This window comes from Hymenobacter artigasi, from assembly GCF_012275535.1.
Taxonomy (GTDB): domain Bacteria; phylum Bacteroidota; class Bacteroidia; order Cytophagales; family Hymenobacteraceae; genus Hymenobacter; species Hymenobacter artigasi.
Map to the genome: position 1 here is coordinate 1 of NZ_JAAVTK010000011.1, position 15,212 is coordinate 15,212.

General features: G+C 58.4%; 10 protein-coding genes and 1 tRNA gene. 5 read left to right on the forward strand and 6 right to left on the reverse strand.

The genetic code is table 11. The annotated features are described in order from the left end of the window. Nucleotides 1–956: 956 nt before the first annotated feature. From HBN54_RS16520 to HBN54_RS16540, 5 genes are all read right to left on the reverse strand, one after another. Nucleotides 957–2,225: an adenylosuccinate synthase gene (locus HBN54_RS16520; protein WP_168674333.1), complete on the reverse strand. Its 1,269-nt coding sequence runs from the start codon at nucleotides 2,223–2,225 to the stop codon at nucleotides 957–959. A gap of 233 nt (nucleotides 2,226–2,458) precedes the next feature. After that, the gene (locus tag HBN54_RS16525; protein ID WP_168674334.1) at nucleotides 2,459–2,809 is read right to left on the reverse strand and encodes an STAS domain-containing protein; all 351 of its coding nucleotides are present in this window, start codon (nucleotides 2,807–2,809) and stop codon (nucleotides 2,459–2,461) included. Then, nucleotides 2,806–3,405: a Fur family transcriptional regulator gene (locus HBN54_RS16530; protein WP_168674335.1), complete on the reverse strand. Its 600-nt coding sequence runs from the start codon at nucleotides 3,403–3,405 to the stop codon at nucleotides 2,806–2,808. Before HBN54_RS16530 ends, HBN54_RS16525 begins: the two co-directional genes overlap by 4 nt. 70 nt (nucleotides 3,406–3,475) lie before the next feature. Next, nucleotides 3,476–3,808 (reverse strand): CHY zinc finger protein, encoded by a 333-nt coding sequence (locus tag HBN54_RS23620; protein WP_168674336.1) that lies wholly within the window; start codon nucleotides 3,806–3,808, stop codon nucleotides 3,476–3,478. A 3-nt stretch (nucleotides 3,809–3,811) separates the two neighbouring features. Beyond that, the gene (locus HBN54_RS16540) at nucleotides 3,812–6,010 is read right to left on the reverse strand and encodes a RelA/SpoT family protein (protein WP_168674337.1); all 2,199 of its coding nucleotides are present in this window, start codon (nucleotides 6,008–6,010) and stop codon (nucleotides 3,812–3,814) included. 204 nt (nucleotides 6,011–6,214) lie between these two features. On the opposite strand from HBN54_RS16540, the gene HBN54_RS16545 reads away from it, so the two are divergent. The 5 genes from HBN54_RS16545 (at nucleotide 6,215) to HBN54_RS16565 (ending at nucleotide 10,660) form a co-directional block, all read left to right on the forward strand. Next, nucleotides 6,215–6,296 (forward strand) — tRNA-Leu (locus HBN54_RS16545). Between the two features lie 88 nt (nucleotides 6,297–6,384). Next, the gene (gene tig, locus HBN54_RS16550) at nucleotides 6,385–7,707 is read left to right on the forward strand and encodes a trigger factor (RefSeq protein WP_168674338.1); all 1,323 of its coding nucleotides are present in this window, start codon (nucleotides 6,385–6,387) and stop codon (nucleotides 7,705–7,707) included. A gap of 175 nt (nucleotides 7,708–7,882) precedes the next feature. Next, nucleotides 7,883–8,599, forward strand: coding sequence for a ClpP family protease (locus HBN54_RS16555; protein ID WP_168674339.1), 717 nt, complete (start codon nucleotides 7,883–7,885; stop codon nucleotides 8,597–8,599). Nucleotides 8,600–8,860: 261 nt separating this feature from the next. After that, on the forward strand, nucleotides 8,861–10,084 hold the full coding sequence (gene clpX, locus HBN54_RS16560; protein WP_168674340.1) for an ATP-dependent Clp protease ATP-binding subunit ClpX: 1,224 nt from the start codon (nucleotides 8,861–8,863) through the stop codon (nucleotides 10,082–10,084). A gap of 102 nt (nucleotides 10,085–10,186) precedes the next feature. Beyond that, the gene (locus HBN54_RS16565) at nucleotides 10,187–10,660 is read left to right on the forward strand and encodes a hypothetical protein (protein ID WP_168674341.1); all 474 of its coding nucleotides are present in this window, start codon (nucleotides 10,187–10,189) and stop codon (nucleotides 10,658–10,660) included. Nucleotides 10,661–10,808: 148 nt separating this feature from the next. On the opposite strand, the gene HBN54_RS16570 is transcribed toward HBN54_RS16565, so the two are convergent. Then, nucleotides 10,809–15,056, reverse strand: a complete 4,248-nt coding sequence (locus HBN54_RS16570) for an IPT/TIG domain-containing protein (protein ID WP_168674342.1) — start codon at nucleotides 15,054–15,056, stop codon at nucleotides 10,809–10,811. Nucleotides 15,057–15,212 lie beyond the last annotated feature (156 nt).

Consider the following 15,212-nt stretch of genomic DNA (forward strand, 5'->3'; position numbering starts at 1 on the left):
TTAGGCCTGCCGCTAGCGTTCATCCTGAGCCAAGATCAAACTCTCCATTGTAAAATGTTCTACACCATCCCGAAGAATGGCTGATGTCGAGTGCTGACCTTGCTCACATATTGACATTATGGTCAAATTCGTTTCGCTTGGTTTGTTTCACTGTGTTTCTTCCGAGGAAGAAGCAGCAAGTGGAACACTTACTATTTTGTCTATTTCCGTCATTCAAAGAACGTGTGATGTTTCCATTTGAAACATCAGTGTGGATTGCTTTTCAATCCGTTACCGTTGTAGTTGCAGTGCTTTGTTCGTTTTGGGAGTGCAAAGGTAGCAATATTTTCTTACTTTCAAAGTTTGAGGCGAAAAAAATTTAATTTATTTTCGATTTGCTTTTAAAGTTTGAGTGCTTCCGGTTGAAGCGGGTTGCAAAGGTACGGTGGCTTTTTTCGGCTTTCCAAGGGATTCGAGAAATAAATTTCGAGGCTTGTGAGCTTAGCGAGGAATAGACAAGCTAGTCGTTGCAGTAGTTCCGTGGGGTTTCAACTTCTGCCATCAACTTGCGTCTTTGGCGTGCCCCGTAGTCCGTTTGACGTTTTGGGACTGCAAAGGTAGAAGAAGATTTTGGTGGAGCAAGCTGTAGTGTACGAAATAGGTAGGATAGGGTTGTAAGTGGCTGATTGATGCGGCGAAAAATTTCAACTGAGATGGCTGGGTGCTGAGTTACGGGGATAAATATTGCCTTCTAATGCGGAGCAATTGTAGCATTCATTGCGTTTCACAGCAGTTGATGATTTTAGCAATTGAGGTTTGAGTTGATGAGTAGGGATAAATGGGTACTGTTGTTAGAGGTGGTAATTTCTGCTCTTGAAGGCGAAAAAGCCCCGCGAATGCTTTCTCCTTATATGGGAGAGGCAAGTCGCGGGGCTTCGTTCGGGCTTTAATCGAATTGAATTATCGGTTTTGTAGGGCTAGCGGTGGAGGGTGCTGATGCGGTCGGGGCCGACGCTGACGATGCGGATGGGGACCTGGAGCTCGCGTTCGAGGAAATCGAGGTAGGCAATTAGGTTGGCGGGGAGTTGGGCGGCGTCGGTGATTTGGGTGAGGTCGGTGTTCCAGCCGGGGAGGGTGATGTACTCAGGGGTGACGGTGGTGAGTTCGCCGGGGTCGGGTAGTTGGGGAGTGCTTTCGCCGGTGGCGGTGCGGTAGTGGGTGCAGGCCCGGATTTCGGTGAAGGCGTCGAGGACGTCGGCTTTCATGAGGTGGAGCTCGGTGACGCCGTTGAGCATGATGGCGTAGCGAAGGGCAGGCAGGTCAATCCAGCCGGTGCGGCGGGGGCGGCCGGTGGTGGAGCCGAATTCGCGGCCGGCCTGGCGGATTTGCTCGCCTACTTCGTCGTGGAGCTCGGTAGGGAATGGGCCACTGCCCACGCGGGTGCAGTAGGCTTTGGTGATGCCGTACACCTTATCGATGTGGCGCGGGGCGATGCCGAGGCCAGTGCACGCGCCGGCGGCGATGGTGCTGGAGGAGGTGACGTAGGGGTAGGAACCGAAGTCGATATCTAATAAGGAGCCCTGGGCGCCTTCGGCGAGGATACGCTTGCCCTTGGCGAGGAGGTCGTTGAGGAGGTATTCGGTATCGGTGAGCTGGAGGGTGCGCAGGAACTCGACGGCGGAGAAGAAGTCGGCTTCGAGGGACTCGATTTCGAGCTCCTTGTGATTGTGGGCGGCGATGGCGGCGTGCTGGGCCACGGCTTCCTTATAACGCTGCTCGAAATCGGGCAGGAGAATGTGGCCGACCCGAAGGCCCACGCGGCCGATTTTATCGGAATAGGTGGGGCCGATGCCTTTGAGAGTACTGCCGATTTTGGTGTTGCCGCGGGCTTCTTCGCTAATGCGGTCGAGGGCGCGGTGCGAAGGGAGGATGAGCTGGGCTTTCTTAGAGATGTAGAGGTTTTTGGACCAGTCTACCCCCCTATCGGTGAGTTTCTGGAGTTCCTGGCGGAATACGACGGGGTCGAGGACTACGCCGTTGCCGACGATGTTGAGGATGTGGGGGTGAAAGATGCCGCTTGGCACCTGGTGAAGGACGTGCTTGATGCCGTCGAAGGTGAGGGTGTGGCCGGCGTTGGGGCCGCCCTGGAAACGGGCGACGGCCTCGTAGGTGGGTGCTAATACGTCTACGATTTTGCCTTTGCCTTCATCGCCCCATTGGAGGCCTACTAATACGTCTACTGGCATGGTGGTTTGGGTTTCGCCTGACCGGAGCGCCTCACCCCCGGCCCCTCTCCGGTGGAGGGGGAGCCTGACGGGTTAAATTGCTTTTAGGAAGGCTATTATTTATGAAAATGGTTTGTTGATTGAATTACTGCAAACCGTTCGATTCCTATAAGGTCCTTGGCTGCGCCGACCTTCGGTTCGCTTTGCTCAGGATGACAGAGAAATATGAACCAATTAGGCAAAAAAACGGCCGCCTAATTGGCGGCCGGGGTTAGCTGTAGGCGGGCGGTGGCTTCGTCGGGCGAAACGGTGAAGATGTTGTTCAACTTCGTAATGGCCAGCATCTTTTTGGGGTGTTCGGCAGGATTGATAAGGACCATCTCGCCGCCGCGGCTGCGGAATTTGGTGAGGAGCGAGACGAGGACGCCGATGCCGGTGCTGTTGATGTATCGGATTTCGGAGAGGTCGACGGCGCACTGGTTGAGTTCTTCACCGAGGTGCGTGTTGACGGATTGCAGAAGTTGGTCGGTGTCGGGGCTGCCGATGAGGTCGCCGGTGAGGCGCACAAACAGGATGCCGTTGTCGACGGTGCTGGTGGTGGTCATGCGTGGGGGTTTCGAGCGGCAGCCTGGGCGCGGCAGTCGCCGCAGATGCCGTACAGATTTAAAGAATGATGCAAGATATGGAAGTTCAGCAGGTCGCCGACCATGGTTTGGATGCCGTGGATGCGGGGGTCGCAGAATTCCACCACTTTATGGCATTCGGTGCAAATGACGTGGTCGTGCTGACGGTAGCCGTAGCTCTTTTCGTACTGAGCGAGGTTGCGGCCGAACTGGTGCTTGCTGACGAGGCCCTGCTCTACCAATAAGTCAAGCGTATTATAGACGGTGGCGCGGCTGACCTGCAGGCCACGCTCTTTCATGCCGGCGTAGAGCTCATCGACATCGAAGTGGCCGGAGCGGGCGTAAATTTCTTCGAGAATGGCGTAGCGCTCACCGGTTTTGCGGAGGCCTTTGTTTTCGAGGTGGGCAGTGAAGAGCTTCTTGACTTCTTCGAGCTTATCGGTATTGAGGGTGGCCTGGGAGGCGGCGCTGGGCGTGTGCTTGGCGGCGTAGCCGGTTTCGGACGAGCCGCCCGTGCTTTGTCCAACCGCATCGGCGGAGGGATTAGGCGGGGTTGGGACGGCGGTGGGTTTGTTCACTGTATATATAAGGAGTGATGCGGTGGGACAAAAGTACGGCTGTTCTGATGGAACGCGTCCCCCGGTGCGCCTACTGCTCGAAATAGAGGTGATAGTGGTTGGCGCAACCGGGGTTGAAGGCGGCCTGACAGTGCGGGCAGGTGCTGTTACAGCTTAGGTAGCTGGCGATGCTCAGGGTTTGGTGGCAATTGCCGCAGTAGATGGCTTCGGCTTGGAATTCGGATTTGGGCCATACTTCGGCCTTGTGGTTGGCGGCTTCGTTGTGGCACTGGATGCAGGCGTAGAACTCGCCGCAGCACTTGTGCCGGATGGCGATGATGTCGCGCTCGGAGTGGTAGTGGGCGCACTGGGTACGCTCGTTCACGGCGGTGCCGTGGATGGTGATGGGCGCTGTGTTTTTCACTTTTTACGAGTCGAACCGCTCGACCTGGAGCACACCATCGACTTTTTTGAGGCGCTGGATGAGCTTGTTCAAGTGGTCAGTATCGTTGACGAAAACCATAATCTGGCCTTCGAAGAAGCCATCATCGGCGGTGATGGTGATGGAGCGCATGTTGACCTTGAGGCTGGTGCTGATGATGCGCGTGACATCGTTGACGAGGCCCACGCGGTCGGAACCTTTAAGGCGGACGCCGGCGAGAAAGGCCAGTTCGAGCTGCTCGGTCCACTTGGCGCGCACGATGCGATTGCCGTAGTTCGACATGAGGTCGACGGCGCGGGGGCAGCTGGTGCGGTGGATGATGAGGCCCTGGTCGGTTTCGAACCCGAACACGTCGTCGCCGGGAATGGGGTTGCAGCAGCGGGCGATGCTGTAGTTGAACTTGTCGGTGTGCTCGCCCACAACGAGCATATCCGGTTTCACGCCCCGAATTTTTTGGACCTCGTTGTCGAAGGTTTTGGGTTCGAGCACGGCCGGCAACGGCTTTTCGGAAGTGAAGAGCGACTCGCGGATGACGCGGCCGTCAATCTGGCCCACAGCCAGGCGGTAGTAGAATTCCTGGGCGCTGGGCGCGTTGAAATAAGCCAGCAGGCGGTTGAAGTTGTCCTGCGTGAAGGGCACTTCGATGAGCTCCAGGCGCTTTTCGAGCAGAAAGCGACCGTCTTCGGCCTTGGCCCGCTTGTCGTCGCGCAGGAAATCCTTGATTTTGGAGCGCGCCTTGGTCGTGATGACGTAATTGAGCCATTCGGCCGTGGGGCGCTGCTTGTGCGAGGTCAGGATTTCGACCTGGTCGCCGTTGTGCAGCTGGTAGCTGAGCGGCTCCAGCTTTTGGTTCACCTTAGCCCCAAGGCAGTGCATGCCGATTTGGGAGTGGATATCGAAGGCGAAATCCAGCGCGGTGGCTTTGTCGGGCAAAATCACCAGCTTGCCCTTGGGCGTGAAGGCGTAAACCTCCTTCACGAACAGGTTCTGGCGAAACTCATCCATGAATTCGAGGGCGCTGGAGTTATTCGACTCCATCATCTCGCGCACCTTGTTCACCCAGCCTTCGAGCGAGCTTTCGGGCTGAATGCTGCCAGTATCCTTGTATTTCCAGTGCGCGGCGTAGCCTTTTTCGGCGATGTCATCCATGCGGCGCGAACGAATCTGCACCTCCACCCACTGGCCGGCGCGTGACATCACGGTGGTGTGCAGGCTTTCGTAGCCGTTGGCTTTGGGGGTGGAAACCCAGTCGCGCAGACGGTCGGGGTTGGGTTGGTAGAAGTCCGTCACAATGGAATACACCTGCCAGCAGGCGGCTTTTTCCTGCTCCGGCGGCACATCTAGAATCACGCGAACGGCAAACAGGTCATACACCTCATCGAAGGTGATGTTCTGCTTCTTCATCTTTTTCAAGATAGAGTAGATGCTCTTGGGCCGTCCCTTTATCTCGTATTCGAAGCCCTGAGCCTTCAACTCGTCATCAATCGGCTGCACAAACTCTTTGATGAAGCGGTTGCGGGCGGCCTGGCTCTGGCGCACCTTGACGCGAAGCTCGTTGTACGTCTCGGTATCGGTGAACTTGAGGTACAAATCCTCCAGCTCACTCTTTATAGTATAGAGGCCGAGGCGATGGGCCAGCGGCGCGTACAGGTACAGCGTCTCGGAGGCTATTTTCAGCTGCTTGTGGCGCGGCATCGAATCCAGGGTCCGCATGTTGTGCAAGCGGTCGGCGATTTTGATGAGAATCACGCGCACATCCTCGCTCAGCGTGAGCAGCATTTTGCGAAAGTTCTCGGCCTGCTCGCTGGTGCCGTATTCGAATACGCCCGAAATCTTGGTGAGGCCGTCGATAATGCGGGCCACCTTGGGGCCAAACTCGCGCTCGATGTCGGAAATTTCGGTGGGCGTATCCTCCACCACATCGTGCAGCAGCGCCGCGACAATGCTGGTAGTACCGAGGCCAATTTCCTCCACCGCAATCTGGGCCACGGCCAACGGATGCAGAATATACGGCTCGCCCGACTTGCGGCGCATCTCCTTATGGGCCTCCAGGCTCTGATTAAACGCTTTTTTGATGAGCTTGGTGTCGCCGTCTTTCAGGTACGGCTTGGCGGTGCGCAGCAGGCGGCGGTAGTGACGCAGGATTTCCTGGCGTTCGGCTTCGGGAGAGATAACGGGAGGCATAATAGGTAAAGTAACAACGCCGGGGCGGAAAAGGTGTAACAACCATGCACCGCAGACGCTGCAGATACGCGCAAAAGGCACTTTGGCGATGCTTATGTTCTCCCGTACAGATTCAAAGCAACTCCGGCGCATATTGGCATTGCGCGCAAACACTTTCCCGAGTACCTTTGCGGGCCCGTAGCAAACGGCTGCGGCGCCCTCTATGCGGATATGGCGAAATTGGTAGACGTGCCAGGTTTAGGTTCTGGTGCCGCAAGGCGTGTGGGTTCGAGTCCCTCTATCCGCACTTTTATTTGATACAGGCCTTCAGTCGTATAGGCTGGAGGCTTTTTTTTCAACCTTTCAATCTGGCCGGCAGCAGTCGGCTCCCTGTTTTGAACATTACTCTCGACAAGAACGACGAGCAGCTGACCGGGCTGCTGACGGTACACCTGACCGAAGCCGACTATGCGCCCGCCGTCGACAAGCAGATTAAGGAATACACCAAGCGTGCCCAGGTGAAGGGTTTCCGGCCGGGCATGGTGCCCGTGGGCATGGTGCGCAAGATGTACGGCAAGGGCATCATGGGCGAGGAGCTCAACAAAGTGCTCAACACGGCGGTGGATTCTTACATTAAGGACAACGGCATTAAACTGCTGGGTGAGCCCCTGCCCCTGCCGAACACGGTGGATTTCGATACCGCTAAGGAATTTGATTTCCAGTTTGAGCTGGGCTTGCTGCCCGATTTCGAGCTGCCCGCCGACCTCGCCGTGGAGCGCCACCAAGTGAGCCTCGACGACGAAACGCTGGCCCAGACCAATGAGCAGATTGCCCGCCAGTACGGTGAGACGACCAACCCCGACGAGTCGGAGGCGGGCGACTACCTCTTCGGCAAGCTGAAGAAGGCGGGTGAAGAAGCGGAGGGCCGCACCATCCTGCTGCCCATCAGCAAGGTGACCGGCGACTCGGCTCCCTTCATTGGCAAGAAGGCTGGTGATGTGGTGACGTTTGACCTGCAGGCGGCTTTCAGCAACGACGCGGCTTCGATTTCGAACTTCACCGGCCTGAGTAAGACGGAGGCCGCTGAGGCGACCGGCGACTACGAGATGAGCGTGGAGAAAGTGAACCGCACGGCTGCCCCGGAAATGAACCAGGAGCTGTTCGACAAAGTATTCGGCCCCGAGACGGTTTCGAGCCAGGAGGAATTCGATGCCAAAGTGCGCGAAACCATCCAGTCGAACTACGACCGCGAGAGCGACGGTGCCATGAACAACAGCATCGTGGAGCAGCTGGTGGAGAAAACCACCATCAAGGTGCCCACGGAGTTCTTCAAGAAGTGGCTGGTGCGTGCCAACGAAGGCAAACTGACGCCCGAGAAGGTAGAGGAGCACTACGCCGACTACGAGAAGGAGCTGAAGTGGAGCATGATTCGCAACAAGGTGGTGGAAGATGCCGACCTGAAAGTGAGCAATGACGAGATTGTGGACCGCACGCTCGACAAAATCATGGGCCAGTTCAACATGCCGAACATGCCCGACGAGATGCGCGAGTCGATGCGCAGCTACGCCAACGAATTCCTCAAGCAGGAGAACGGCAAGAACTACGTGAGCGAGTACGAGGCCATTCTGGCAGAGAAAGTAATCGAAAACCTGCGCGGCAAAGTTGTTGTTACCGACAAGCCCGTAACGGCCGAAGAATTCCGGACTCTGCACAGCTAATCCCTGCGCAACCCGATTTTTGGAAAAGCCCTTACGGAAACGTAGGGGCTTTTTTTATTGGCATCCTGCCAATATTCGCTTTCTTCGTTCGTCTTTAGTAACCTTACCAGCGCAAGCTGAAGCATGCGCTACATTCTCACCTGTGCCAGCGGAAGCGGCGCTACATTTTTCTCCCATGAATCCATTACTGAATAGACAAGAGTTTCGCAAGTTTGCGGTGAAAGGACAGGGCCTGAGCGGCCTGGGCGTGGACCAGTACCTGAACCACATGGAAGGCCAGGTGCGCAACGGCATGATGTTGCCCACCAACATGACCCGCTCGGTGATTGAGGAGCGGCCGCAGAACTTCCGCGAAATTGACGTGTTTTCGCGCTTGATTATGGACCGCATCGTGTTTCTGGGTACGGCTGTGGACGACTACATCGCCAACATTCTGACGGCCCAAATGCTGTTTCTGGAGTCGGCCGATGCCAAGAAGGACATCCTGCTCTACATCAACTCGCCCGGCGGCTCGGTGTATGCCGGCCTGGGTATCTACGACACGATGCAGTACGTGAACCCCGACGTGGCCACGATTTGCACCGGCCTGGCGGCTTCGATGGGTGCCGTGCTACTGGCAGGTGGCGCTCCAAACAAGCGTTCGGCCCTCCCCCACGCCCGCGTGATGATTCACCAGCCTTCGGGCGGGGCACAGGGTCAGTCGTCGGACATCGAAATTACGGCCCGCGAAATCCTGAAGCTGAAGAAGGAGCTGTATGACATTCTGGCGCAGCACACCGGCAAAACCTACCAGGAAATTCACGACAACTCGGACCGCGACTACTGGATGCGGGCTGATGAGGCCAAAGAGTACGGCCTGATTGATGAGGTACTGGAAAAGAAGAAAGCCTAACCGCTGACTTTCGCGAATTTGCCGGCTTCCGGCAGATTCACCTAGCGATAAAAAGCTCCTGTTGGTTCAACGGGAGCTTTTTTGTTGCGCCGGGCTTTGCCCTTGAGCAGCACCGGTTTCAGGGGGCAGCGTGCGTTGCTGCGAGCCGGCCCTGGTGAATGTAGTGGCACCATTTTTCTGGCCGCCGACGTTGGGCATGTCGTATCTTTGAGCCCGCTTGTTTTAAAACCTGCCCTCCCACCCTATTCTATTCCTTTTTCCGTGGCCGAAATATCCTGTTCCTTTTGCAATAAGAGCAAGCGCGAAGTCGCCGTTATGATTTCGGGTATCAATGCTCACATTTGCGAAAAATGCGTGGGCCAGGCCCAGCACATTCTCGACGAAGAAGCCAAAGCCCAGGACGCCAGCCGGCAGCCCAAGTTCAACCTCATCAAACCCAAAGCCATAAAGGACCACCTCGACCAGTACGTGGTGGGCCAGGACGAGGCCAAGCGGGTAATGGCCGTGGCCGTGTACAACCACTACAAGCGCCTGATGCAGAAGCCTCAGGAAGATGAAGTGCAGATTGAGAAGTCGAACATCATCATGGTGGGCGAAACTGGTACCGGCAAAACTTTCCTGGCCCGCATGCTGGCCAAGATTCTGCAAGTACCCTTCTGCATTGCCGATGCCACCGTGCTGACCGAGGCCGGCTACGTGGGCGAAGACGTGGAAAGCATCCTCACCCGCCTGCTGCAAGCGGCTGACTACAACCTCGAAGCCGCCGAGCGCGGCATCGTGTACATCGACGAAATTGATAAAATTGCCCGTAAGAGCGACAACCCCAGCATCACGCGCGACGTGAGCGGCGAGGGTGTGCAGCAGGCGCTGCTGAAACTGCTGGAAGGCACCAATATCAACGTGCCGCCCCAGGGTGGCCGCAAGCACCCTGAGCAAAAGATGATTTCGGTGAACACTGAGAACATCCTCTTCATCTGTGGTGGCGCGTTCTCGGGGCTCGACCGTATTATTAAGAGTCGCTTGAATACCAAGCCGATGGGTTTTGCTAAAACCAACCTCGATGAGCAGGTGGATACGCAGAACTTCCTGCGCTACGTATCGGCCCAGGACATTAAGAGCTTCGGCCTGATTCCGGAACTGATTGGCCGCCTGCCGGTACTCACCCACCTCAACCCGCTAGACCGCAGCACTCTGCGCCTGATTCTGACCGAGCCCAAGAACTCGCTGGTGCGCCAGTACAAGCGCTTGTTCGGCATGGAAAACATCGAGCTCAGCTTTACGGAAGATGCGCTGGAATACATTGTGGAGAAGGCCGACGAGTACCGCCTCGGCGCGCGCGGTCTGCGCTCCATCTGCGAGAGCATTATGACCGATGCCATGTTCGAGATGCCTTCGGAAGAAGGCTCCGACGAGCTGCAGATTAACCTGAGCTACTGCCGCAGCAAGTTCGAGAAGTCGCCGCTGCGGCACATGCGGGCGGCGTAGGGATTTTGTTAGTGAGCATTTAATGCTGATTAGTCAGCCTCTGGGAATGGGAAGTTCGGTTTGGGCCGGGCTTCCCATTTTTGTTGACTTATTTCGGACGATATGGGGATTTTCTCTTTTTTATTTCGCAAGCCGGTTGTTATAGAAGACGGCTTTTTTGGCCGGCTCATCCAGGAATCGTGTGATTTCAGTGCTTCCCGCGTCTGTTGGTACGCAAAGAGCGTCTTGTTTACCCCGATAGGCAATACAATAATGTGCATGATTGATGCTGATGGCGCCGGTTCGCTATTGGCACAATGCAGCTTCTTTAAGCAGTTCGAAGAATTATACCCGGAAGTGTTGCCGAAAATCAGGCTTATTGTTGAATCAGAAGTTCAGCGCATGGCTCTTGATGTTCCGATTATAGATTTTGAGATGACCCACCGGCTGGCCGGCCTCACTATCCCACAATTAACCAGTAAACCTGTGAAATGGGAGCTTTGGTTTGAGCCAGTAGATACCCAGCAGTGGGGCTATACCGTCATAGTTGATATGATTGATAACATACCACAAGCAGGCATTGGCATCTCAGCCTGACATCGAAACAGTCGCGTAGTGTATTTCTAAGTACGGTGAGCAAGCGGGTGCTTTTGATTACCCGTTCATCTCCTTCACCACAAAAAAAAAGGCCCGCCAATTGGCGGGCCTTTTTCATACTCAGCCGGGAAGCTCCCGGCCTACGTCTTTACTCCACCACCACGCGCTGAATGCTGGGGGCGCTGCCGTCCGTTTGCACGGTGAGCAGGTAGGTGCCGGTGGCCAGGCCGGTGGTGGGCAGTTCGGTGGTGCTGCCGCTGAAGGTGCGCGTTGCTACGAGCTGGCCCAGCACGTTGCGCAGGGTGGCGCTGGCTTTGGCAGCCGGGGCCGTGAGGGCGACGTGCAGGGTGGATTTATCAGCTACCGGGTTGGGCCACACGCTGAATTCGCTCTGGTTGACTTTGGCAGTAGCCAGGCCGATGGTCACGGTGTAGACGTTGGTGGTGGCGCTGGGGCCACCGGCCGTGGTCACGACTACGTTGCCGGTGGTGGCACCGGCGGGCACGAAGAAGGTGATGGTGGTACCGTTCACGACGGTGAAAACCGGGACAACCACGCCATTCAGGGTGATTGAGGTAGTGCCCAGCAGGTTGGTACCGGTGAGGGTGACATAAGTGCCTACGGCCCCGGTGGAGGGCGTCATGCTGGCAATGGTGGGAGCCGGCGGCACTACCGTGAACAGGATGCCGTTGCTGGCCCCGCCGCCGGTGGTCACGATGACGTTGCCGGTGGTGGCGGTGGCAGGCACTACGGCCGTCATGCTGGTGGCGCTGGTCACGTTGAACGTGGTGGCCGCAACCCCATTGAAGGTAACGCTTGTGGCACCGCCGAAGCCGCTGCCCGTGAGGGTAACCGTGGTACCGGTGGGGCCGCTGGGCGGCGCAATCCGGCTGATGGTGGGCACGGGGGTGGTTACCGTGAACAGCAGGCCGTTGCTGGCAATGCCATTGCCGGCGTACACGACTACGTTGCCGGTAGTGGCGCCGTTGGGCACGGTCACGGCAATGGTCTGGGCATCAATGATGCCAACGCTGGCCGTGGCTACGCCATTGAACGTCACGCGCGTAACGGCGGTGAAGTTGGTGCCGGTCAGCACCACGCCCGAGGCAATGGGGCCGGTATTGGGCGTGAGGCTGACGAGCGTGGGGGTGGGCGGCGGCGTAACGCAGGTAGTGCTGAGCACGAAGTTGCCCGCAGCAATTGCCCCCGAACCCCGGTAGCCGCTCACAAACACGTAGTAAGTGGTACCAAAGGCGGAGTTAAACGTTACCGTTGAGGCCAGCGAGTTGGCGGCGCAGTTAGCAGCGTCATCATTGGCACCCACGCAGGTGTAGGCTCCACAAGTACCCGAGTACACAAACAGCTTGGAATCGAAATTGGTAGCTGCATTGCAGGTCGATACCGTGATGCTGGCACCCGTGCCCACGATGCTGTAGAATATGCCCGCACCATCTACAGTGATGGCGGTGCAGCTGCCCGTGGGGTCGCCGGTGGCCGTGGAGCCGACGGTGGTGCCGGTAACGGACTGGCCGCAGGTGAGGGCAATGGCATTGGCGCAGGCATCATTAACGGGAGGTACCGTGAAGGCGGTGGTGGAAGTACCCACGCCGCCCAGGGCCGTAACCGCGATGAAGCCAGTGGTGACGCCGGCCGGCGCAGTCACCGAAATCTGGGTAGCCGACGTCACCGTGAAGGTGGGGGCTACCGTGCCGTTGAAGGTTACCTGCGTAGCGCCGGTGAAGTTGAGGCCCGTGATAACCACCACGGTACCCGCCACGCCATTGGTGGGCGTGAAGGACGTGATAACCGGCGCCGGAATCACGACGAAGTTGGTGGTTGAAACGCCGGTGCCGACGGGCGTGGTCACGGCAATGGGGCCGGTGGTGGCACCTGCTGGCACGGTGGCCGTAATCTGGGTGCTCGATACCACCGTGAATGCCGTTGCGCTGGTGGTGTTGAAGCGCACCTGCGAAGCCAGCGTGAAATCGGTGCCGGTGATGGTGACCACCGTGCCCACCGCGCCGGTGGCGGGCGTGAAGCTGATAACAACGGGCGGCGCGCCTACCACAAACGGCGTAGCCGAAGTAGCCGTGCCCGTTGGGGCCGTAATGGTAATGGGGCCGGTAGTAGTGCCGGCGGCCACGATAGCCGTGAGCTGCGTAGCCGAAACCACCGTGAAGCTGGCGGCAGCCGTGCCATTGAAGGCCACGGCCGTAACGCCGGTGAAGTTCGAGCCCAGCACCGTTACCACCGTGCCAGCCAGGCCGCCGGTGGGCGTGAAGCTGGAAATAGTGGGGCCGGGAGCCGGCGTGGTAATGGTGAAGTTGGTGTTCGAGATATCGAAGAAGTAGTTATCAGCGGCTTCTACCATGATGCGTGCCTGCGTCTGGTCAGCCGTTGGGCTTGGGGCAATTACGATGGCCGAACCGTTGTTGGGCACGGCGGCGGCCAGTACGGTTGGGTAGGTCAGGCCGCCATCGAGGCTCAAGCGGATGTTTACCGTGGCGCAGCTAACGGGGGCATTGGTGGTGCCGGCCACGTCCCAGGTTACGGTTTGGGCCGCGCCGCCCGTCCAGGTTACGGCCGTGTTGGGGGCCTGCACCACGAAGGGGCCGGCGGTGCTGCTCACGCTCAGGCTCACCAGCGAGCTGTAGTTGACGCCGCCGATAACCCCGGCGGGGCCGCTGTGCTCGTCGCGGACTGTGCAGCGGAATGCCAGCGTGCGCGTCACGGTGGGCAGGCGCTCGCCGATGACGGTGGTGTTGTTCAGCAGGTCGGACAGGCGCGGGAAGTAGCGGGTGCCGCTGACCAGGGGCACGAAGGAGCGGAACAGGGGCACGTTCTGGGCGGCTACCTGGGCATCGTTGGGCGCCTGCTGGGCACCGAGGTCCAGCTCTTCCCACATGTAGGTCAGGGCATCGTTTTCGGCGTCGGTGGCCGTGGCCGTCAGTTTGAAAGGCGTGCCGATGGGCAGGGTTTTGCCGCCGGCCGGGGCCGTCACCGTAGGCGCGGTGTTGCCGGTAGCCGTGGCGGTGCTGCACGTCGTGCCATCAATAAAGACGCGCATCTCCTGGTAGTTACCCGTGTGGAAAGTGGGGTCTGAGTTGGGCTGCAGGTTGTTGGTTGAGGTGCAGATGCCGGCATACGCCATGATGGTTGTGCCCGAGCCGGGCTCCCAGGCCGTGGTGGCGTTGCGGTTGCCGCCGGCGCAGCTGCCCGCGTTGCCGTTGAAGGGATGGTTGCCGGAAAACTGGTGGCCCATCTCGTGGGCTACGTAGTCGATATCGAAGGCATCGCCCACGGGGCTGGGCGAACCCGTGACGCCCTGCGCCTTGCGCGCGCCGCACACCACTCCCAGCCCGGCTACGCCACCGCCACCGGTGCTCACCACGTGGCCGATGTCGTAGTTGGCATTGCCAATGATGGCATCAACGTTGGACTGGTTTTGCGACAGCATGGCGCTGCCGCTGCTATTCGTGTAGGCCGTGGGCGGCTGCGTGCCGGTACCACTCAGAAATACCAGCTGGCTATTATTGGCCACTAGTACCATGCGGACCGCCAGCTCCTTCTCGTACACGCCCACCACGCGGTTCACAGTGGCTACTTCGCCGGCAATTACGCCGGCGGTGGTGTTGCCCTTCGTAAGCGCGTATTCGGGCGTGTTGGCCAGGGCCAGGCGGTAGGTACGCAGCTGCGGACCGGTAGAAAATGCCGTGGCACCATTGCCCGCAGCAGCCCCGGCCAGGCGAGTGGCAGCCGCTTGCTTGTCAGCGGGAGTTGGCTGAAAATCGCAGCTGGGAATGGGACCTGCGGCGGCGGCAGCCCGGTTCATATCCGTCTTGTAAAAGGCGAGATAGTGCCGGGTATCGGTCCGGGTAACGGGGTCGATGTAGAAGCTTTTGCCGGCTCCGGTCAGCACCTGGGCATGAAAGCCCTGGGGCGACAAGTCGAGGCGCAGCGAGGCGGAGGCATCATCCAGGCCCACGCCGGCGTAGGTCTTGATGGCCGGAAACTGCGCGGCCAGCGCGGGGGCCATGATGGGGGCTTCGCGCAGCGCGAAACGGCCGGTGCTGCCGTTGGGCAACGGCAACGCCAGCACCAGCGGGGCGGCATCGGGGCGGGTTTCGAGCGGGGCCGTGGCCAGGGCTGCCCGCAGGCCGTTCACGTCCAGCGTGAGGGGCTGGGAGTGAAACAGGGCCGCCGACAGTGGCGAGGCTGCCGCCGCACTGCGGGCTTCGGCATCGGCCTGGAAAAATTGGGGGGTAGCCTGTTGGGCCTGAGCCCCCAGGGTGAAGCCCAGGGCCAGCAGCAGGGTGCCTATCCGGCCACGGCCACTACCAGCGGCAGCAGTTGCGAGCCGTTGGGTATTCGGCCTGCGAAAGTAATGTTGTTTCATTAAAAGAGGGGTTGGTATGAAGGGAGTAAATCTAAGCAATTACCCCTGATTCAATGAGAAAATCTATCAGCTAACCGATTGATTTAGTCTGCAATTCCTCCTCTAAGTGACGACGTTCAATCCTAAAGCTTCCACCTGCATCAACCAAACGCAAAA